Raw genomic sequence first — 19,236 nt, forward strand, 5'->3', positions numbered from 1 at the left:
ATGACGGAATCTAGGCCTCCGTTTAGCCTTATACCTATGACGAGTCCAGTACCAGAACACGAAAAATTATTCGACGAAATCAGTAACAAGCTCAACGAGCTCAGCCAGCGCTATCAGGATGGCACTACGCCTGAAGAAGCGCCGTCTCAGCAGCAAAGATTGGAGCGCATGCAAGATCAGTTGAAGAAATTCAGAACTGATATGCAGGGCAACAATGACGAGATGATCGAGAAGATTAAAAGTCTTGAAAATGTGAATTTTTCGCAAAACGAGATCACTGGACAACTTCGTCAAATCACGGAGCAGTTGAATCACGAGCGCATGATGAACTCCAAACTCAGCGCCGATCTTGCGAAGTCTTTGGAACTTTGCTTGCAGCTGCAGCTAGAGATCCAAGGTTTGAAAGCGCGCTCTATGGCGATTCAAACTGAAGAGAAAAAGTTCAGCAACTCTTTGATCGACAAAAATCGTTCTTTGCAAAGAGACCTGGAACTAACTCAAGTTCTTAAAGATGAAATCGCGATGGAAATGGCGAAAGCCAAAGGCTCTATGCAAAGAGAGCAAAACTCTTGGGCCGCCAAAGAACAAGAGCTACAAGCAGCGATTGAAGTCGTGAATAAAGAAAAAGCTGCGATGCTAACGACGATCGAAGAATTAAACGCGATGATGGACGATAAAGACCTTCAAATTGCAACTTTGAGCCAAGAGATGGAAAAGATCTCTGCAGCGTTCAACGAAGTTGAAGGTTCAGCAGTTCAGCAAAGTGATGTTCTTAGAAATTTGATGAGTGTTGCAGAGACTAAGATCGTGGAAATGAAGTTAGCTCTTGATAAGAAACACAGCGAGGCTGCGGACTACTACAGTCACTTGCAAAAAGCATTAGCTCAAGTCAGTGTTTTGAACCAAGAGAACATCACATTAAAAGACTATGTGAATAAGCTGAACTACTATCACCAGCAGACCCAAGCGCTGCAAGCTCAAGGGATGCAACAACAGCAACCCCAAGGACAAGCCCCAACAAATTAATAAAAAAAAGCCCCTGAAAAGGGGCTTTTTAGTTAGAGCTTTTAACTGTACTTCTTTATTGGCCCCATTCTTTCAGGCGCTCTTCAATCCAGCCACGATAGAACTGCACATTGGAGTAGGTCCCTACCCAGCTGCATTCTATGTCCCCACGTTTTTCGACGTACGAAGCTACACCAAGCACAGCATACTGATCTTCAGCTTTGTAAAGAGCAGGTCCCCCTGAATCGCCGTTGCACATTCCGTGAGTCTCTGACATCGGAATTTTAAAATAGTAAAGGTCTGGCTCAAAAAAGAGACCGGTAAAGGTCGTCGTTCTTAGAGTGCCGTTTCCAATACTGGTCCCCGGAGTTCCAATAGAACGCCCATATCCCAAGCCAATAAAATCCCAAGAAGTTGCGATGGGACCTAGATCAATTTTGAAAATTGCAATTTTCGCGGTTGGAATAGGTTCTTTTAACTGAATCAGAGCGACATCATTTTTTATGAGGGAAGGACTGTTAACATATTTATCGTGACGAACGAAAGCTTTGATAGGCAACATCGTCGACAGGTCTCTAGAAAGCTCGGTCTTTTGTTGCACAAACAATAGGTCCGGACGATTTGTGTCTGGAACACAGTGAGCAGCAGTTAAAATGACGTCGGGAGTGATAAACGTTCCAGTACAAAGACTGAGATCAGTGGAATCAAGTTCGCTTTGGCGAACAATACCAACTACCAAGTTAGCCAGTGGATTGTCTTCTTGAACGTCTTCACCACCGATAATGGCATTTCCAGATTGGCCCTTTATCTCTGCCATATCCTTTGCAGGCTGACAGGCACTGAGAGACAAAAGAACGATCCCTATTCCAAATATTCTAACCCACCAATTGGTCATAGATCTTCCTCCGATAATTATGAGTTTATATCATGAATCAAGCGTCTATCGGATCGAAAGCATCAGAGTGGCTTGCATATTGGGATTCTCGTTGGAAACTTTTCTCGATTGTCTAAACTTTTGTCATCACTGAATCTTCATTACAAAAAGTTCCGCAGAAAATTGCGAATTACTTTAACGACAGCATTCCCATCGAAGGAAATTATTTTGAAATAAATTTTATAAACGCCCTCAAATCTTCCGCACAATATTCTGATTTAGAAAAAGAATTGGCGATTATGACGAAGTCCGCACCCATAAAGGCTTACGAGGTGGAGCAAATTTTAGAAAAACTCTTTCCCCACTTTCTTGGAGATCATCTTTCGGTCCTAAACTCGGACGAACTGCTAGAAATTCTCTGATCGAAGCTTGGAAAACAGCGAATTTGATCATTTTGGTTCCGACTTGGAACTAGGCTGACGAAAAAAAGATATAAAAAACTATTTACAACATCATCTCTCGTGTGAGAATCTGAATTCAGTTTAATGAAAGGAGGCCACGATGATTAATACAATTCGCTCTATGCAAATGACTGCAGGACACGGGAAATACGCTATTCTACTAGCGCTCGCGGCCTCTGCCCCCGTCGTCTGCTAGCCAGAAATATCATTGTTCCAAATACACAGTATTCAAAAATAAATTTTTAACTTAAGTCCTTCGCGATTTTATTTTCGCTTTGGGTTTATCAATTCAACGCTCTCGCTCGAAGTGGGTTTTACGGCCATAAAGCGCCTTCGGCGAGCATTTACAATGGAGGAAGCCATGCAATCATTATTGCAGAAGAAACAAGAATGGGAATTTGAAAACCAGAAGGTTTTATTAAGACTCGTTCAAACCTCCAGTGAAGTGTCTGTTGAAAGCGTGAAAGCGGCCGGTTTAGTCACAAGCTTCCTCCTTTTCCTGATCTATAAAATGATCAGGGGAATGCTCGCTCTAGGAAGTCTCTTTTTGTACAACCCAGTGCTTGTACAAAAAGTAGGTCCAGGACAAAGCCCGCTTGAGCAACACGAATTTCAACAACAACCGCTGGAGTTCCAATCCGGATTTCAAATCTTAAAACGATAATCCCGGAAAACGAATGGGAGTGAGAGGTGAGCAAAATCATCTCTCACTCTCTTTACTTTTTAATCAAACACTCTGTATCCTTAATCTATAAAGTAGGTGCCTATGTTTACAAAAGATTTGGGAAACGGTTTTTACATCAAAGAAATCGAGCGCGAAGAATTATGGAGCATTCAAGATGCTCACTATGATCGTATTTTTGCAAACCGCGCTTCAGCAAAACCTACTTGGGTCGTTTCCGAAGATCATCAGAAGAAAATTCAAGAACGCAACAACGAACAAAAACGTTGGCAGTTACGCTTAGGTCTTTTCCATAAAGATGAAGCAGTCGGTATCGGCTGGCACACAGGTTATGCGGTTGATCCCGAGACTTACTATATGCAAAACTCGGTCGTCATCGAGGCCTACCAAAAGCAAGGTTTGTATTCAGAAATGCTGACGGTTCTTTTAGAACGCCTTCAACAAGAAGGTTTTCAAGTCGTCACCAGCACTCACCATCCCAACAATGCGGGCATCCTGATTCCGAAATTGAAACAAGGTTTCATCATTACTTCGACGCAATTCCATGAACGATTCCGCTTTTTGGTCGAAATGAAATATTTTTTCAATGAAAACCGCCGTAAAGCTTACGCTCAGGCGATTGGTTTAGATCTGTAAATACTCACATTAAGGCGTGTAGACCCCGCCAGAATCTATCGCGACGGCACCTGTTGTGAGGCCACCCCACACAATCATTTTACTGCCAGTCCAAACAGCCCTATGGTTTTGTCGTACCGCCGGTGCGTTTGTTGTCGACGTTGCGGCCCATGAATCTCCACCTGGGTCATATTGGCCACCGGTATTGTAGTAGGTAGTTCCATTAATTCCGCCCCACACAATCATTTTCGTACCGGTCCAAACACCTGTTGGTCCATGCCGTGCTGTAGGGGCTCCTGTAGTTTGCGTCGCGGTCCAACTTCCACCAGGAGTGTACCGTCCTCCGGTATTAGAAGCCGTTGTGCCATTCCAACCACCCCAGACAATCATCTCAGTCCCTGTCCAAACCACAGCGTGTCTGTATCGAGCTATCGGGACCCCGGTCGCCGATGTCGCGATCCAAGTATCTGCCACCGGATCATATTCGCCACCCGTATTCATAGCGCTGCCGTTGTAACCACCCCACACAATCATTTTACTGTCGGTCCAAACAGCTGAAGCCTGGCTTCGTGCCGTTGGCGCTCCTGAGGTCGACGTCGCAGCCCAAGTATCCGTCGACGGGTCATATTGCCCACCAGTATTTACATAAGCACTGCCGATACCGCCCCACACAACCATTTTACTGCCAGTCCAAACCGCAGCATGTGCAGATCTCGCTGTCGGGGCCACCGAGGTATACGCGGTTTCAGTCCAAGAGTCCGCCGTCGGATTATAGCGACCGCCGGTATTATAAGGAATTGAGGCATTCTTACCCGCCCACACAACCATCTCACTACCGGTCCACACAGCCACATGATTGTGTCGCGGAACGGGCGCTCCCGTCGTTGTCGTTGCAGTCCAAGTATCTGCCGATGGATCATATTGACCACCGGTATCGACGTATGTGGAACCGGTACCACCGACTCCACCCCAAACAATCATTTTGCTTCCAGTCCAAACAGCCGTATGATTGGTTCTTCCGGAAGGCACATTGGCTCCTGTCGAAGTGGCCGTCCAAGTGTCTGCATCTGGATCATATTGACCGCCATCATTGACGTAGACCCCACCATTATAACCACCCCACACGATCATCTTACTGTCCGTCCAAATTGCAGTATGACTAGTTCTTGCCGTAGGAGCCCCTGTCGTTGTTACCGCAGTCCAAGTATCTGTCGACGGATCATATTGGCCGCCATCATTTGCGGCATTACTTCCGCCAAATACAATCATCTTGGTTCCGGTCCATACAGCTGAATGGTAGGCACGCGTCGAAGGAGCCCCCGTCGTTGACGTCGCAGTCCAAGTATCTGTCGATGGATCATATTGGCCGCCATCATTAAAATAGCTGCCGCTGGTCCCTCCAAATACAACCATCTTGCTTCCAGTCCAAACAGCCGTATGACCGGATCTCGCCGAAGGAGCTCCCGTCGTTGATACCGTCGTCCAAGTGTCTGCTACAGGATCATACTGGCCACCTCCGCCAACATAACCCGCTTTAAAGCCCCCAAAAACAATCATTTTGCTTCCGGTCCATACAGAACTGGATGAGGCTCTCTCTGAGGGAGCGTTCACCCTCGAAACTCCTGCCCAAGAATCTGTTGCAGGATCATATTGCCCACCCGTATTCGTGTAGGTTGTTGACCCTGTCCGCCCTCCCCAGGTAACCATGCGACTGCCAGTCCATACCGCTGTTGGGCTATAGCGCCCAACAGAGATAGGAAAATAAGAAATATTCGACCACGTATCCGCCACCGGATCGTATTGGCCGCCATTCTCGATAGCAACTCCGCCCGTAGTGGATCCGCCCCACACAATCACTTTACTGCCCGTCCATACCGCCGTGTGATTGCTCCGTCCCTCTGGAACCCAAGGTCCAGTCGACATTGCAGTCCACGAATCTGTCGTCGGATCATATTGGCCGCCGTCATTATAGTAGGTGGTTCCGTTGGCACCACCCCATACAATCACCTTACTACCGGTCCAGGTTACAGAGCCTAGTGCACGTGCGGAAGGGGCCCCGCTCGTCGCAGTTGCCAGCCAAACATCGCCCGCACTCTGCTGGGTTTTCCAAAATGCAAATGGCACCATATGCGCTTCAGCACATATCCCAAATAGAAACAACATGAACATGATAAGGGTGGACATCATGCCTATTTAATCGGGTTAGTGAAGCCAGAGCTCAACAGACTCTGGCTTACAATGTAACACTCTCGAAAAGTTTCTGTGTCCGACGAACTTCAGGCCTCAACAAAGTGAGTGAACATCTTCAGATAAAATCCCTCTGGGAACTGGAGAATTGTCGGATGGTCCGCAGCATGTCCGCCCCGAGTGAGGTTGCGCGCTTGCCAGCCATTTCTTTGAATGGCTTTGCGAATCGCTTCCTTGAAATCTTCTTCGACAAGAAGCCCCGAGCAAGAACAAGACACCACAAACCTCTGTGGTTTGATGATTCTGAAAGCCTGCGTATTCATCTTCAAATATGCGTGCTGACCTTTAGGAATATCTTTCTTCGCTTTAATAAATGCCGGTGGATCGGCAATGATAATATCAAAGCTGCGACTTTCAAATTTATCCAACCCCTCGAGCACGTCCACTTTGTGAACTGTCACTTGAGCACCTTCGCGTTCCGCATTGAGTTTTGCAAAATTCAATGCAGGTTCAGACACGTCACCAAGATGAACTTCGACATCAAAACCTTCAGACTTCAATGCGCGAGTAATTTGCGTCGCCCAGTGGCCAACATAACAGCACAAATCCAAAACTTTGATAGGTTTTGATTTAAGCTCTGGATGAGTTTTGGCCCAATTTCTGAAAATCTGAACCGCTTGGAAAATGTTCTGCGTTTGATCCAAGAAAAATCCGGTCTTTTGACCTTCCGCCAAATCACACTGCATACGAATGACGCCGTCATCGCTTGCAGAGTTTAACAGAATGTCCACTTTAGTCAGATCCAAACCTACAACGGTTTTGATCGTACGCGGCTCTTGCACTTCAAGACCTTCAAGTTTACGGACGTTCACATCGTTACGAATTACGACGGCCGTTTGCTCCCAAGTCAGATCGGTAAGTTTTGCTTTCACGGCTTCGTCGACAAGAAGTTTGAAGAAGCCTTCTGCATCTTGCAAAGCTTTGTCTAGGCCCGCTGTCACAAGCTGAGCCGCGAACACTTGAGCTTTTTTGCCATTTTGTTCGACTAGGTAATAATCCAACACAAGACCCGGCAAGAAATCAGCTTCACCAAAACTCATGCGGAAACTTCCGCGAAATCCTGCGTTTTTACGAACTTGCCATGACTGCAGTAGGCGCTGAGACAAAAAAGGAAAAGCCATGGGCTCGCGCACTTCAGGATTAAAACTAAGAGCACGGAACGAAATCAAAGAGTGAGGATTGCCGTATCCCCGAGCTAAAAAGTTACCACGATTGTCTTGCAGCTCAATAAAAGTTCCAAGACCGATTCCTTTGGGGCTACTTGAAAGTTCATTCGAGAAAACCCATGGATGTCCCCCACGAATACGTTTATCCGCGCCTTGACGAAGTTTCCAGATCACCATTATTCAACCTCATTGACTGCAAAAACCAGAAGAGTCGTTTTCTCTTTGGCGGAAAAATTATTATCGCTAAGAACCAACAGAGTTTTACGTCCATCTGCGAGATTCGGGCCCCATGCAAGCGCCTCGAAATTTTCTACTTTTTGATTTTTAAAAAGCTCTTCAAGATCCACCAGCAATTCTTTTTTAAGTGCCGGGGATTTTCCCTCTGACAAATTGGCAACCGCAGAGACATCCGCAGCCCCCGCAAGGTCCGTGATATAAAGACCACCGCTATAGGCCACGCCACTTTTGGTTAGGCGTGCTCCACGCTCAAGGACAATCATACGACTATCAGAAGTAGTAAGAATTTCTGAAACTCCACGGAACACCTCGATGCCAGTCGCATTCTTTGGCAAACGCGTAACCATGTAGGGGTATTCCGCTTTGACCTTGTACTGATCTTTATCTTTGGTGAACTCTATAATACGAAGCCAAGCTTTCTGATCATCATCCTTGCTTTGATCTTGAATGATTGAATATTCATTCATGGCAAAAAAGTTCTGCGTTCCTGGATGAACTGTAATCCCCTCAAAAGCCATGTTGTTCTCGATACCCTTTTTCTGAAGGCCGATAGCGTCTGGCAAATACTTGTCAGGAATAGAAATCTCGGATTTATAAACGCCCGAAGACGAGGTCACAAACAAGCGAGGCATCGCCCGAGGCTTCTTGTTGTTATCTCCTTCAGAGCTCAACAAAAAATCTCCGCCAGCTAAAAGAGCAACGCTTTCGATATCCAAAACCCAGCCAGCAGGAGTCGCCGTAAAGTGCTGAGCTTTTCCAAGAATCATTTCCACTTTGTCTGTAATTTTCAAAGTGAGCTCATAAAAACGCGGAGGACCCGCTTTACCACGATCATCGCTGACAGCGATCAACTTGCTGCCATCCAAGAAAACACCTGAGAGTCCGCCGACAGCCTCTTTATTGAGAGTCAGCTTCGGCTCTAAAGAAGTTTGACCGTAAAGTTCGAGCTTCATTGTTTTCGCTGAGGCACCAAATGTAACAGCTAAAATCAAAAAAGCACTTAAGCTAGAAACTAACTTCGCCATCTAAGGTCCGCTTCCTTCACTGGATTTGTAAAATCACGTTTTTCTTCAAGATGCTTTTCCCATTCACCCTTCAAAGCATAATACCACTTTGCTTGAGTGTCGGCGTCTTTAATCAACATCAGACTTGGATCGTATCTCAAACCATCCTGCTGCTTAGAAACAGCATCCATGTCTTGATACAAAAAGACTTTCGTAAATTTATGAATTGCTGGTTTGATCAAACTGAGCCATGGGAAATCCCAATAAGCCATTTGATGAATCACAGTTTCTTTTTCGTTCACCGGAGTCAAAGCCGTGTATGAGTAGAAATTTTTAGCCCCTACTTGCACATGCTCGACGCGTACACATGGTAAGCTAAATGTAATTTCCGTTGTTGGAACGCCACCAAGGATTTTATAGGCCTTCGAATTCGACGACGGTTGATGGCGCACCATCTGGAAACCGTGAGGAACCGGAGCAAACTTCTTTTTCTTTTCATGCATCGTCTTTTCACTGCGCCAGAACCAGCTCTTATGGACATAAGGTCCGTGTGCTGGGTCCATCAAACCAATAACGGCGTGATCGATATGACAAGGGAAGATGCATTTTTCAAGAATGCGAGGCTCGACATCCATCGGCAGGTTCTTCATTAATGGAATTTCCGGAGTTTTCGACAAATCGAAATTTTTGTCGCCCATGAAAACCCAAATCAAGCCTTGCTGTTCACGCACAGGATAGTGACGAACTTTAATTTTAGTACAATCCAACTCTTGATCTGAACACAATGATGGAATTTCGGTGCAAGTGCCTTCGTGATTAAACTTCCAACCGTGATAAGGACACTCGACTTGATCTTGCACGACACGCCCATAACTCAGTGGAATCCCACGATGCGGACAAATATCACGAAGGCCAGAAACTTTTCCTTGAGAGTCGCGATAGAATACAATGGGCTCGCCCAAAATCACGCGAGACTGCATCTTGTTGGTTTTTAGTTCACGGCTCGGAAGAGCCACGTACCAGACATTACGTAAAAAACTCGTTTGCATAAGAAATCCTTAAGGCAGACGTACCAAGCCCGCGCGAACCTCTGCCAAAAAGACAGTGTTCTCTAAAAGCGACGTGATCGTCATAGGCCCGACTCCTCCGGGCACAGGAGTGATGGCAGAAACCGTGTCCGCCAATTCTTCAAAACGCACGTCTCCGCAGAGTTCTCCGCTGCCGGTTCCATGCATGCCGACGTCAATGACGACAGCTCCTTTTTTAAAATCTTCTTTTCCAAGAAAGCGCTTTTGCCCCGCTGCCACGACTACAAGATCCGCACGCGAAGTATAATCACGCAGATCGCGAGTTTTCGAGTGGCAAAGAGTCACAGTCGCATTCGCATCGCTTAGCAAAACGGACATGGGCTTACCCACAATCTGACTGCGACCCACAACAACGGCATTCATGCCTTCTACTTTGATTTTGTAAAAATCTAAAATGCTCATGATCCCAGAAGGCGTGCAAGGTTTCACGAACGCTTTTCCAGCCATCAAGAATCCCGCGTTGGCATAAGTAATACCGTCGGCGTCTTTCTCGGGCATGATACTTTTAAAAATAGGATCAACACTCAAATGTTTTGGCAGCGGCAGTTGAACAAGAATGCCATCAACACGCGGATCTAAGTTCAATCTCTCAATCCACTGATGAAGCGTGTCCTGAGTGCTATTCGCCGGCAGCGTGTGAACAGAGGAATCCATCCCTGTCTTTTGACAAGCGCGATGCTTGTTGCGGACATAGACTTGGCTAGCTGGATCGTCTCCAACCAGAAGAACTGCCAGGTGAGGTGCTCTACCAACAGCTTTTTTGAAGGTCTCAATTCTGGGTTTTAAAGCATCTCTGCGATTTGCAGCGACGTTTTTTCCATCCAAGAGGATCATGAACTACCACCTTTGATGTCTCAATTTGTTCTATTTCATCAAGAAATTCAATGATTTATCTTTAAATTTTTGCTGTGACAACGAGCATGGGCGCGGTTCACCCGTCGCCTTGACCCTAGGCACGAGCTAGATTATTGTACAAATTCTTGAAACCATGGGGGAATTTAAAATGGCTGAAAAAGTTAAACTTTCAAAAGACGGAAGCTCCATCGACTTTGTTCAATCTGACAGCATTCCCACATCTCTGAAAAAGTTCCGTCAAAGTCCTGAAATCGAGGGTTTTTACCGCTTCGTTTTCGAAAATGATTTGCAGAAAGAATCTTACGAGATTCTAGATCAAATCATTATTGCTCGTAAGACGAAAAAACAAACAGCTGCAAAAGAAGCTAAGGCTGCTGCGAAAGAAGCCGAAGCTGCTGCAAAAGCTGTAAAGACAAAGCCTAAGAAAAAATAGTCTATTTAGTCTAGAATATCCGTCCAAGGATCCGCGACCCGGATCCTTTTTTTTTGCCCTGCGCTTAACACATCCTCCGTCGTGGACTTCTTTTTGCTTTCCAGCCAGCTCATGGAGGAAAGCCTATGAAAAAGCTCAAAAACAGAAAAGGTCAAAGCCTGATTGAATACCTAATTATCGTAGCTATTGTTGCCGTTGGCACGATGTCTATCGTTCGTGTTGTTGGTAAAAACGTGTCCGTTCAATTCGCAAATATCGCAAAAGCGCTTGGCAGCGGCGATGACAACCAACTTAAAGCCGAGAAGTTAGATTCCAAAATGTACTCGAAGAAAGATCTCAGCAACTTTCTTGAGGGAGCCACTTCCGGTGATTCAAAAAAATAAATGGTTCCGCATTTTTACCAACAAACAAGGTCAGGGCACTATCGAAGCTCTGGCCTTGTCTGTCACAGTCATCGCGGCTGTCACCGCACTGGGGGCCGGGATCTATTTCAGTGTGGTTCATGTGGGTATGAACTACATGTTGCATGAGTATTTGATTTGTCAAAAAACCCAAGGGGCTACGGACTGCAAAAAAGATTTCTATAAAAAATCAGCTCCTTTTTTGGTGGCAGCTAAAGTGCTGACACTCGAAAGCTCCGTTGTTTTTCGCAAACAAAGAGCGCGCTTGGTGGTCGCAATGCCAATGAAGCGCACTCTGACTTTTAAGAAAGAACTCGAGATTTATTAATATGAACTCTTCCCGCGGCTTCGGCGTCTTATTGTTGATTTCCCTAATGCCCTTGGCGCTGGCCGCGGGACTCTTTGTATTTACGAGCTTTGCATTTCTTACTCGCGACTTGGGAACGCTCAATCTCTGTCGTGCGCGCCAGCTAGAAACTCAAAACCGCGTGGGTCGAAGCCTTGCAAAACTTCTAAAACTAAATCCGAAAGCTCAGCGTCTTCGTTTAGCACAAGCCCGCGCAGAAAAATCTCTGGCGATGGCTATTGAAAGTGCCAATCCCATCGCCATTGCTGCAGCCGAGGCATATTTACTCAAAGTACAAATGCAAAGGCAGGCTCTAGCAATTCAACAAAACACATTGATTACCGGGGCAAATACAACCCTGAGTACCGGTGGTTCTCAACTTCGCAGTCAACTGCAGTATGAATGGTCTCGGGAAACTCGCGCGTTAAATTCTTGGTTGCAGGGAAGTTTGCAAGTGGCTCACTCGCAAATTCCGACTTTAGCGGTTCTCCCTGATTTTCTAGATGTAGCACCAGTATATGAGCTTGCGCCTAATTTCGAAGAGGCTCAGTCCTGGAGCCAAAGCTGGAATTTAGAACTATCCACTGTTTCTTGGGCTCGAAAATTTTTTAACTTTCACGGGAGGTTTCAAAGATCATGCGCTACTTCACTTTATTCACAAAACGACGAATGGATCGCCAAGTTGAAAAAGGTCAAATCCTCGTTGAAGGCATTCTTCTAATGATGTTTGTCACCATGCTGTTTGTTGTCTTGATTAACTTTACGAAAAATCAAAATGAAAGTTTTAAAAAATATGAACTACCTGCAAAAATTCACAAAAGATAAGATCCTTCTGGGCGCGTTTATTAGTCTTGGCATCATTGCATTGGCGATACAACTATTGTCCCCCGATGCTGATATCGAAAAATCCAGCGAAACTGCTTCAGATAGCTATTCCGTCGATACCATGATTCCAGCAGGTTACTTGCTGATTCCACTCGAGCTCAGCAACGCGGAATCTTTGGCATCCCTTTCAGGGTCTTTTTCGGTCATTGATCTGTATGCCGCTAGTGAAAAAGGCAAAAAAGGTTTTAAAGTCGCCTCTGCCGTGAAGCTATTGCGAGCTCCGCTGAACCCTCAACAATTCGCAGTGCTTGTGAAAGAAGAAGAAAGCTCTCGCATTGTCACTATGGACGGACCCTTCTTCGCTGCTCTTAAAAACCCCCAAGAAGTCGCCGCGAAAAAAACTGCAAAACCGAAGCAAGCACCGCTTGTTATTCACTACGGAGAATAAGTTTTATGTTACAGAAAATTCTTTCTTCGATTTTCATTCTTTCTTTAAGCTTCGTCACAACGGCGAAGGCCGTCATCTTCTCGGCACCTGGTGCGGATTCCATGGGGCTGCAAAAGATGGCAGTGCAGAGGAATCAACAGACTTATACACAATGGATGCTTGAAAAGATCTCCCAGAGCGGCGCAGAGGCCCATGCTCAAGTTTTGGATTTCTCGGAAAGAGCTCTCCAAAATAGCACTAACAAACAAATTCTTACCGAGTGGGAGCTTTTACGGCAGAACTTGGAACTGAACTCGGCGGACCGAGAATTACTGCTTTTACTTGCAGAGAAACTCAAACTCTCTCAAGAGCTTTGCCGTTATACCCTGCTTGATCCTACGTTAGAAAGTCTTTTAGAGAATCCAGAAAGCATTCGCGGATGTGCGCAAAAAGCTCAAGCCATTTCTTTGAACTTTTTAAGAAAGCTTAAAGACGAAGACCTCGTAGTCATTGAAGGCAAAGTATTTAGCAAAGGGCAGGTTCCCGCGAAGCTTTGGCCAGGCAATTACCAATGGAAAGTAATTTCTAATTCGTATGAAGACTATAGCTTTCAATCCTCAATGGTGGATCTTGGTCAAAAGGTCTTTACTCAGAAAGCGTGGATCGAAGGCTCTTGCGAGAACTACAAATTAAACCACAAAGATTTTTCGGTCTTGGTACAGGCCCAAGTCTATTTTAACGAAGGTTGCATTGTTCCGGGCGTGCCCCCAGAAAAGAACTTTAAGACATGGGCTAAAGAACATAAAACATTGCTTTGGGGCCTTGGTATTGTCGCTGCTGGTTTTGCAGCTTACCAGTTGCGTGACAAAACTGTGGTGATCACGACGCCTTAAAGAATCGCCTTACCATCGAAGACGATTTCTTTCAGAACTTGATTTTCGAAGACAGTGTAAGTTTCGGCCAGATTCATCAAAGGAGCGCTGTGAAAGCTTTCAATCTCTCCTTTGAGGGCCGGAATTTTCTCTTTAATGCTATCATTAAGAGCTTGGTAATTATCCCAGAAAGACGTTCTCGCCACAGGAGTGTCACTTCCGAAATAAAGTGGAATCCCCATTTTCGAGAGGGCTCCCCACGGGAATGCATACTTGTACAAATCCCCTAACTTATCTTTGAGCCACACGCGATCGCTCAACCAGTGACAGGGCTGCATGTGACAGCGTACGTGCAAAGCCTTCATCATCGAGATCGTCTCTGGTCGCAAAACTTCGACGTGTTCAAGATTAAACCAGCCTGTGAACTGATTCGTCGCCATCACTTTACGTGCGGCAAGCACCACTTGGTGAGCGGCCTCGTCGCCGATCGTATGAACGGCAACTTCAAATCCCTTGGCCCAAGTTTTTTTGAACAAAGTTTCTAGATCCTCATTGCTCCAAGAAAATTTATGAGGGGCACAGCTGCATTTTGAAAGCCATGCTGTGTTTGAACCTAAGGTTCCATCAAAAAATATTTTAATCCCTTGAGCTTTAACATGTTTGGTTTCTTCAGCACGGGCTTTTTCTAAAAGCTCAAGAACTCGCTCGATGTCTTTAGGGTGCTGACACAGAAAGTTTTCTTGCACGTACAAAGTGAGCTCTCCAGCGTCGTCCAGAGCCTTCGCTGCACGCCACTGAGTTTCATCGCAAGTCATGTCGCGAATATGTGTGAATCCTGCATGATTAAAAATCTGCATGCCTTTTTTGAGCGCCTGCTGAGTTTGTAAATCTGAAAGTGCTGGTAAGGACGAGTAAGCTTTAAAATGTTCTTCCTCTAAAAGCACTCCGGAGTGAGAGCACTCAAATCCTAATTGATCTAGGGCAATGGAGTTCAACCACGAAGCATGCCCGTCCACTCTTTGCAGCATCACCGGATGATTTGGAAAAACGCGATCTAGAATCTCTTTTGTTGGTAATGCGGGATTTTCCCATTTGCTTTGATCCCAGCCAAAACCAACAAGCCATTGACCACGGAAGTAGTGAGGCTCCACTTGGATGTTAGCAATGTCCTCGGCGCTTTTAAGATCATATAGCTGTAGTCCCACGGCGATCTGCCCGGTACCCAACCAATGAACATGTGAATCATAAAGACGAGGAATCTTGAAAAGCATAAGGCCCTCTGTTTTAGCAGAGGGCCTTCGTTTTATTAAGTGATAAATTTAGAATTAACGAGTGCCAGCAGGGATTACAACACTTCCACCAGGAACGCTCGTGCCTGGATACATTGTTCCAGGGTACGTTGTACCTGGATATGTAGTTCCAGGATATCCCATGCCACCGCCGCCCGGAGCTGGAATCGCGCCAGGGACAGCGCCACCGATACCGATGCCACCGCCGATACCGATACCTCCACCAATGCCGCCGACCATGCCACCACCAAGGTAAGCACCACCGCCAACATTAACGCCCATTTGCACTTGCTGGATTCTGTACATCAAAGTGTAAAGCTCAGATTGCAAGCCCGCCATTGTTTGCTGACGTACCATTGCATTCTGCATTTGTTGCTGTTGTTGTTGCATAGCGAGTTGGTATTGTTGCATCTGCATTTGCATCATAGCTTGTTGCATTTGCATACCGCCAAGGCCACCGCCCATACCCATCATTCCGTAAGGATCGTACATGCCAGGCATACCGCCCATGCCGCCCATACCAGGCATACCACCCATCATACCTGGCATACCCATCATGCCGCCCATGCCTGGGTACATTCCACCCATGCCGCCCATGCCACCAAGTCCACCCATCATACCAGGCATACCCATCATGCCGCCCATACCGCCCATGCCACCCATCATACCTGGGAACATGCCGCCGAGTCCGCCACCGAGACCACCGTACAAGCCGCCACCCATTCCTGGGAACATGCCACCCATACCGCCCATACCTGGATACATTCCACCCATACCGCCCATACCTGGATACATTCCACCCATGCCGCCCATTCCACCGAATGGACCGCCTAAGCCGCCACCGATACCGCCGTATAATCCACCGCCCATATTAGGACCCCAAGGTCCCATACCGCCGTTGAACATACCGCCACCGTAAGGGTTGCCCATCATTCCACCTGGATAGCCGAATGGACCATTCATACCGACGTTGCCATAAAGACCGCCGCCCATACCGAAAGGACCCATGCCACCATAAGGACCGTTTGCAAAGCCTCCGCCGCCAACGCCGCCGGCACAACCGAAGGCACCGCCGCCAATACTACCGCCAAGGGCTCCGTAAATACCATTTGCTAAGAATGGAAGACCGTAACCCCAAGCAGGATAAGCTTGAGTTGGCCAACCTAAATCAGAATTATACTGAGCAACCATTTTGTTGGTTTTGTAACCCATGTAAGTTGCAAGAAGACCCACACCGACATTGGCAGCGACACCCGCCCAGTCTGGTGAAGAAGATCTTTCAGTCACATAACCACTACCACTCGCCATACAATCTAAACAGATGTCACCTTCAGTTTGAGCTTGTCTGTCTTCTTTGTAACGGTCTTTGGCATCACGCAAAGCTGCTGGCAAATCTTCTTTGTAACGAGCAATGCGATTTTCAGTTTGTAAGATTTGATCTTCAATATTTGATTTTTCAGTAGCACCACGACGATAAGTTTCTAAAGAGCGTTTACACTCATTCGCCGTATAACGACCACGTTCGCTGCTTGCATATGGTGATGACGAACACACCATACCGTCAACGCCACCTCTTTTGCCTTGAATACAAACTTGGCCCCATTGTGCAGGACTAAAACCAGAAATAGTCGTTAAGTTTGATTGTGCATTTTCTGCTGGTGCTACTTCTTCTTCGTCTTCTTCAACAGTGCCTCTAGATCTTGTTCTTTCAACACGATCGTAGTTGTAATCAGAACAGTCACGAGCATTATCCATGTGAGAGATCACAGTGTCTGAATAACGACCGTCAACCACATTCACAATGGCTTCACGTGCCTTTTCAACATCTCTTTCCACTTGACGATGCTTACGCTTAAGCTCTCTGAGTTTGCTTTCCTCTTCAGCTTTGGCTTTTTTGATTTCATTGTATTCATCAAGATAGCTGGAAGCCCCTTCGCCGCCGCGAACATTATATGGACAAGACTGTTGCCCCATGATCATACCGGTGCCACCGAAGCTTCCGCCGATGCCACCCGCCATGAATTGAGCTTTCGCAGACAACGCAGACAATGTCACAAAGGACATCAACAGTACTGCCAAGCGCTTTCCGAATTTCATACTTTGCTCTCCTGATAGAGATAAACACTTCTTCAGTTTCAGTATCGTCAGGAGCCGATCAGGACTTGACTCATTTCTGGTCAATTCCGTTTAAGGACTGTGGAATCTGGACCAATGTGCCGGCCCAAAACAAGTCACAATCCTTTTGCGTCGTCATCCATGACAACTAGTCGAGATACAAATAATTTGCGTCCCTCAACTTCAAATCCTACACTAATCTTCATATGGCGAAGCATACAATTCTTTGCGTGGATGATGAACTAGACAATGTGGAGGCACTCGAAAGGCTCTTTCGAAAACACTACACAGTACTAAAGGCCACGTCAGGCGCAGAGGGCTTAAGAGTCCTGGACGAAAATCCGGGCGTAGCTCTTATTATCTCAGATCAAAGAATGCCGATGATGACGGGCGTAGAGTTTCTTGAAAAGACTCAACGTTCACATCCGGAAGCGCTTCGCATTCTGCTGACAGGCTATACAGATATCGAATCCGTGATCCAAGCTGTGAACCAAGGACAGATTTACAGATATCTGACAAAACCTTGGGACTCTGTTGATTTGCTCAATACCGTCAGCCAAGCGATTCAGAAATTCGATATCTCGAAAGAGCTGAAGAAGAAGAACATCGAGCTTGCGAAAGCACTCAACGAGTTGAAGAGTCTTGATAAGGCGAAGAGCAATTTCATGATTTTGATCAATCATGAGTTAAAAACTCCGCTGACTTCGATTTTAAGTTTCATTGGCCTTCTGAATGAATCACAGCTCGATGATGAGCAAAAACTCTTCGTGAATAGAATCTCTCGTGGGGCTGACAAGCTCAGAAGCATCATCGAGGATGTGTTGTTGATCGTGCGTGCTGAAACCAATCAGCTCAAAGCGACTATGACGACCGTCAATTTTTCAAGCGTCGAGAAACTTCTAAATCCTGAAGTTATCAACGTCCTTCAATACAAACACCAAACTCTGCTAGAAGATAACTTGGAACTTTCAGCGCAGGCTGATCGCGAACTTATTCGCCAAGTTCTGAATCGCCTGGTTCACAATGCTGCAAAGTTTGGTTCGGACAATACCGAGATCCTTGTCGAAGCAGAAAAGCAAAACGATCAAGTGATTTATTCCGTTATCAACAAAGGGCCTCAGCTCGAGAACGCTGTTATTGAAAAGATTCTTCGACCGTTTTTTATCGATGAAGACGTTATGAACCATTCAACCGGAATGGGACTAGGACTGAGCATTTGTCAGTCCATCCTGAACCTTCACCACTCTAAGTTGAAAATCGAAAACACCGCTGAAGGTGTTTGTGTCTCTTTTAATTTACCGGCTGTTTAAAGCTAGCACTTCTTGGCTTAATAAACTTTTCAGTCTTAGGAACCACCGGCTTAAGCGGTTTTCCTGTTAAGAGCTTTGCAACTCTTAATCCCAGCTCCATTCCAGAAAACGATTGTTGAGCCGAGATAAAGTGCTTTTGGACGCCTTCATGTACAAAAGAGGTAAATGCTGGGCCTGATTTGTAGCCAGCCCCTTCCTTTTTGATAAGATCTTGCAAGAATCCTTTCGGAGCTAACAAAGCTACATCCCAGCCCATAAGCTGCGCCATTTTTTGTTCTTCTTCTTTTGAAATCGCCGACATCTCAGCGCCTCGTATCAGATCACGACCACTCGGGGTTTTCATTTTCAGGAGCGCGTAGGTTCCATATCCAATGGCGCCAACGATTTTATTTTGCGTCCAAAATTCCTTAAATAGACGAGGCAAATCAGGATCGTTGGGTAGGTCATACATCGCCGCCAATCCTCCAACAAAAATTACCGTGCTATAGTTCTTTGCTTGGACATCTGAAAGCTTAAGAGTGTTATTCAATTTTTCCAAAGTGCGCGGATTGGAAACAAAGCCTAAAGTAATCGCGTCGTCTGCATTCATCGCATTCATGTTTCTTGGATCACTTCTCAACTCGATGGGAACGGCGCCTCCTTTAGGACTGGCAAAATCCGTTTCAAACCCCGCATTCAAAAGAGCAAAATAAGGATGAGTCGCATCCGGAAGCCAAACACCGGTTTTATGTTCGCTGCTGCCAAGTTGTGCTTGGCTCGAAAGAATGATCAAGGCTTTGCCCCGCGGAGTTATCAAAGTGTTGCGAATTTCTGCTTGAGCAAAAGAACAGACGACGAAACTGAAAAGAACTCTGAAGACAAATTTGGACTTCATTGGGAAACTCCTTTGGTAGGACCTTTAGGATCACCAATACTTGTTTTGTTGACGATGCCGAAAGCTTCGCGAAGCTTTGACTTTACCTTCCAAGCATCCTGTTGCCGGAC

19 protein-coding genes are annotated in these 19,236 nt (G+C 46.0%); 10 read left to right on the forward strand and 9 right to left on the reverse strand.

What is annotated here, in order from left to right; translation table 11 throughout:
• The first annotated feature begins 36 nt into the window (after positions 1 to 36).
• Positions 37 to 1,026 carry a hypothetical protein gene (locus tag ACLWBB_RS17635; RefSeq protein WP_413288877.1) on the forward strand — a complete coding sequence of 330 codons (990 nt, stop codon included), beginning with the start codon at positions 37 to 39 and terminating at the stop codon, positions 1,024 to 1,026.
• A gap of 55 nt (positions 1,027 to 1,081) precedes the next feature.
• Here the strand turns inward: ACLWBB_RS17635 and ACLWBB_RS17640 are convergent, their stop codons facing one another.
• Positions 1,082 to 1,900 carry a S1 family peptidase gene (locus ACLWBB_RS17640; protein ID WP_413288878.1) on the reverse strand — a complete coding sequence of 273 codons (819 nt, stop codon included), beginning with the start codon at positions 1,898 to 1,900 and terminating at the stop codon, positions 1,082 to 1,084.
• Positions 1,901 to 2,701: 801 nt separating this feature from the next.
• Between ACLWBB_RS17640 and ACLWBB_RS17645 the strand changes: the two genes are divergently transcribed.
• Together ACLWBB_RS17645 and ACLWBB_RS17650 are read left to right on the forward strand one after the other, a co-directional pair.
• Positions 2,702 to 3,004, forward strand: coding sequence for a hypothetical protein (locus ACLWBB_RS17645; RefSeq protein ID WP_413288879.1), 303 nt, complete (start codon positions 2,702 to 2,704; stop codon positions 3,002 to 3,004).
• Positions 3,005 to 3,106: 102 nt separating this feature from the next.
• Positions 3,107 to 3,658, forward strand: a complete 552-nt coding sequence (locus tag ACLWBB_RS17650; protein ID WP_413288880.1) for a GNAT family N-acetyltransferase — start codon at positions 3,107 to 3,109, stop codon at positions 3,656 to 3,658.
• A 9-nt stretch (positions 3,659 to 3,667) separates the two neighbouring features.
• Here ACLWBB_RS17650 and ACLWBB_RS17655 read toward each other — a convergent pair whose 3' ends face one another.
• The 5 genes from ACLWBB_RS17655 to folD form a co-directional block, all read right to left on the reverse strand.
• Positions 3,668 to 5,764 (reverse strand): hypothetical protein, encoded by a 2,097-nt coding sequence (locus tag ACLWBB_RS17655; protein ID WP_413288881.1) that lies wholly within the window; start codon positions 5,762 to 5,764, stop codon positions 3,668 to 3,670.
• Positions 5,765 to 5,913: 149 nt separating this feature from the next.
• Positions 5,914 to 7,227 carry a class I SAM-dependent rRNA methyltransferase gene (locus ACLWBB_RS17660; protein ID WP_413288882.1) on the reverse strand — a complete coding sequence of 438 codons (1,314 nt, stop codon included), beginning with the start codon at positions 7,225 to 7,227 and terminating at the stop codon, positions 5,914 to 5,916.
• Positions 7,227 to 8,312 carry an esterase-like activity of phytase family protein gene (locus ACLWBB_RS17665; RefSeq protein ID WP_413288883.1) on the reverse strand — a complete coding sequence of 362 codons (1,086 nt, stop codon included), beginning with the start codon at positions 8,310 to 8,312 and terminating at the stop codon, positions 7,227 to 7,229. Before ACLWBB_RS17665 ends, ACLWBB_RS17660 begins: the two co-directional genes overlap by 1 nt.
• The gene (locus ACLWBB_RS17670; RefSeq protein WP_413288884.1) at positions 8,300 to 9,340 is read right to left on the reverse strand and encodes a Rieske 2Fe-2S domain-containing protein; all 1,041 of its coding nucleotides are present in this window, start codon (positions 9,338 to 9,340) and stop codon (positions 8,300 to 8,302) included. The genes ACLWBB_RS17665 and ACLWBB_RS17670 overlap by 13 nt, the downstream gene beginning before the upstream one ends.
• A gap of 9 nt (positions 9,341 to 9,349) precedes the next feature.
• Positions 9,350 to 10,213 (reverse strand): bifunctional methylenetetrahydrofolate dehydrogenase/methenyltetrahydrofolate cyclohydrolase FolD, encoded by an 864-nt coding sequence (gene folD / locus ACLWBB_RS17675; protein ID WP_413288885.1) that lies wholly within the window; start codon positions 10,211 to 10,213, stop codon positions 9,350 to 9,352.
• A 169-nt stretch (positions 10,214 to 10,382) separates the two neighbouring features.
• Between folD and ACLWBB_RS17680 the strand changes: the two genes are divergently transcribed.
• The 6 genes from ACLWBB_RS17680 (at position 10,383) to ACLWBB_RS17705 (ending at position 13,559) form a co-directional block, all read left to right on the forward strand.
• Positions 10,383 to 10,667 (forward strand): hypothetical protein, encoded by a 285-nt coding sequence (locus ACLWBB_RS17680; RefSeq protein WP_413288886.1) that lies wholly within the window; start codon positions 10,383 to 10,385, stop codon positions 10,665 to 10,667.
• A gap of 125 nt (positions 10,668 to 10,792) precedes the next feature.
• Entirely contained in the window at positions 10,793 to 11,050 is a 258-nt protein-coding gene (locus tag ACLWBB_RS17685; protein WP_413288887.1) for a Flp family type IVb pilin, read from the forward strand.
• On the forward strand, positions 11,034 to 11,396 hold the full coding sequence (locus ACLWBB_RS17690) for a hypothetical protein (protein WP_413288888.1): 363 nt from the start codon (positions 11,034 to 11,036) through the stop codon (positions 11,394 to 11,396). Before ACLWBB_RS17685 ends, ACLWBB_RS17690 begins: the two co-directional genes overlap by 17 nt.
• Position 11,397: 1 nt before the next feature.
• A complete protein-coding gene (locus tag ACLWBB_RS17695; protein WP_413288889.1) occupies positions 11,398 to 12,135 on the forward strand; it encodes a hypothetical protein in 738 nt (245 codons plus the stop codon).
• Positions 12,136 to 12,189: 54 nt separating this feature from the next.
• Positions 12,190 to 12,687 carry a hypothetical protein gene (locus ACLWBB_RS17700; protein ID WP_413288890.1) on the forward strand — a complete coding sequence of 166 codons (498 nt, stop codon included), beginning with the start codon at positions 12,190 to 12,192 and terminating at the stop codon, positions 12,685 to 12,687.
• A 5-nt stretch (positions 12,688 to 12,692) separates the two neighbouring features.
• Entirely contained in the window at positions 12,693 to 13,559 is an 867-nt protein-coding gene (locus tag ACLWBB_RS17705) for a hypothetical protein (RefSeq protein WP_413288891.1), read from the forward strand.
• On the opposite strand, the gene ACLWBB_RS17710 is transcribed toward ACLWBB_RS17705, so the two are convergent.
• Both ACLWBB_RS17710 and ACLWBB_RS17715 read right to left on the reverse strand, forming a co-directional pair.
• The gene (locus ACLWBB_RS17710; RefSeq protein WP_413288892.1) at positions 13,556 to 14,809 is read right to left on the reverse strand and encodes an amidohydrolase; all 1,254 of its coding nucleotides are present in this window, start codon (positions 14,807 to 14,809) and stop codon (positions 13,556 to 13,558) included. The two genes, ACLWBB_RS17705 and ACLWBB_RS17710, sit on opposite strands and share 4 nt — an antisense overlap.
• A 54-nt stretch (positions 14,810 to 14,863) precedes the next feature.
• The gene (locus ACLWBB_RS17715; protein ID WP_413288893.1) at positions 14,864 to 16,924 is read right to left on the reverse strand and encodes a hypothetical protein; all 2,061 of its coding nucleotides are present in this window, start codon (positions 16,922 to 16,924) and stop codon (positions 14,864 to 14,866) included.
• Between the two features lie 224 nt (positions 16,925 to 17,148).
• On the opposite strand from ACLWBB_RS17715, the gene ACLWBB_RS17720 reads away from it, so the two are divergent.
• Positions 17,149 to 18,252, forward strand: coding sequence for a response regulator (locus ACLWBB_RS17720; RefSeq protein ID WP_413288894.1), 1,104 nt, complete (start codon positions 17,149 to 17,151; stop codon positions 18,250 to 18,252).
• Here the strand turns inward: ACLWBB_RS17720 and ACLWBB_RS17725 are convergent.
• Positions 18,233 to 19,126 carry a type 1 glutamine amidotransferase domain-containing protein gene (locus ACLWBB_RS17725; RefSeq protein WP_413288895.1) on the reverse strand — a complete coding sequence of 298 codons (894 nt, stop codon included), beginning with the start codon at positions 19,124 to 19,126 and terminating at the stop codon, positions 18,233 to 18,235. The two genes, ACLWBB_RS17720 and ACLWBB_RS17725, sit on opposite strands and share 20 nt — an antisense overlap.
• Positions 19,127 to 19,236 lie beyond the last annotated feature (110 nt).

Origin of the sequence: Bdellovibrio sp. HCB337 (assembly GCF_047302465.1) — a bacterium.
In the GTDB taxonomy this organism is placed as follows: domain Bacteria; phylum Bdellovibrionota; class Bdellovibrionia; order Bdellovibrionales; family Bdellovibrionaceae; genus JACMRP01.

Bases quoted from the DNA above. Each gene is read 5' to 3' on its own strand.
- ACLWBB_RS17660 (WP_413288882.1), bottom strand. From the start codon at position 7,227: ATGGTGATCTGGAAACTTCGTCAAGGCGCGGATAAACGTATTCGTGGG.
- ACLWBB_RS17650 (WP_413288880.1), top strand. From the start codon at position 3,107: ATGTTTACAAAAGATTTGGGAAACGGTTTTTACATCAAAGAAATCGAG.
- ACLWBB_RS17725 (WP_413288895.1), bottom strand. From the start codon at position 19,126: ATGAAGTCCAAATTTGTCTTCAGAGTTCTTTTCAGTTTCGTCGTCTGT.
- ACLWBB_RS17670 (WP_413288884.1), bottom strand. From the start codon at position 9,340: ATGCAAACGAGTTTTTTACGTAATGTCTGGTACGTGGCTCTTCCGAGC.
- ACLWBB_RS17645 (WP_413288879.1), top strand. From the start codon at position 2,702: ATGCAATCATTATTGCAGAAGAAACAAGAATGGGAATTTGAAAACCAG.
- ACLWBB_RS17710 (WP_413288892.1), bottom strand. From the start codon at position 14,809: ATGCTTTTCAAGATTCCTCGTCTTTATGATTCACATGTTCATTGGTTG.
- ACLWBB_RS17720 (WP_413288894.1), top strand. From the start codon at position 17,149: ATGGCGAAGCATACAATTCTTTGCGTGGATGATGAACTAGACAATGTG.
- ACLWBB_RS17705 (WP_413288891.1), top strand. From the start codon at position 12,693: ATGTTACAGAAAATTCTTTCTTCGATTTTCATTCTTTCTTTAAGCTTC.
- ACLWBB_RS17700 (WP_413288890.1), top strand. From the start codon at position 12,190: ATGAAAGTTTTAAAAAATATGAACTACCTGCAAAAATTCACAAAAGAT.
- ACLWBB_RS17635 (WP_413288877.1), top strand. From the start codon at position 37: ATGACGAGTCCAGTACCAGAACACGAAAAATTATTCGACGAAATCAGT.
- ACLWBB_RS17640 (WP_413288878.1), bottom strand. From the start codon at position 1,900: ATGACCAATTGGTGGGTTAGAATATTTGGAATAGGGATCGTTCTTTTG.
- ACLWBB_RS17655 (WP_413288881.1), bottom strand. From the start codon at position 5,764: ATGGTGCCATTTGCATTTTGGAAAACCCAGCAGAGTGCGGGCGATGTT.
- ACLWBB_RS17665 (WP_413288883.1), bottom strand. From the start codon at position 8,312: ATGGCGAAGTTAGTTTCTAGCTTAAGTGCTTTTTTGATTTTAGCTGTT.
- folD (WP_413288885.1), bottom strand. From the start codon at position 10,213: ATGATCCTCTTGGATGGAAAAAACGTCGCTGCAAATCGCAGAGATGCT.
- ACLWBB_RS17715 (WP_413288893.1), bottom strand. From the start codon at position 16,924: ATGAAATTCGGAAAGCGCTTGGCAGTACTGTTGATGTCCTTTGTGACA.
- ACLWBB_RS17680 (WP_413288886.1), top strand. From the start codon at position 10,383: ATGGCTGAAAAAGTTAAACTTTCAAAAGACGGAAGCTCCATCGACTTT.
- ACLWBB_RS17695 (WP_413288889.1), top strand. From the start codon at position 11,398: ATGAACTCTTCCCGCGGCTTCGGCGTCTTATTGTTGATTTCCCTAATG.
- ACLWBB_RS17685 (WP_413288887.1), top strand. From the start codon at position 10,793: ATGAAAAAGCTCAAAAACAGAAAAGGTCAAAGCCTGATTGAATACCTA.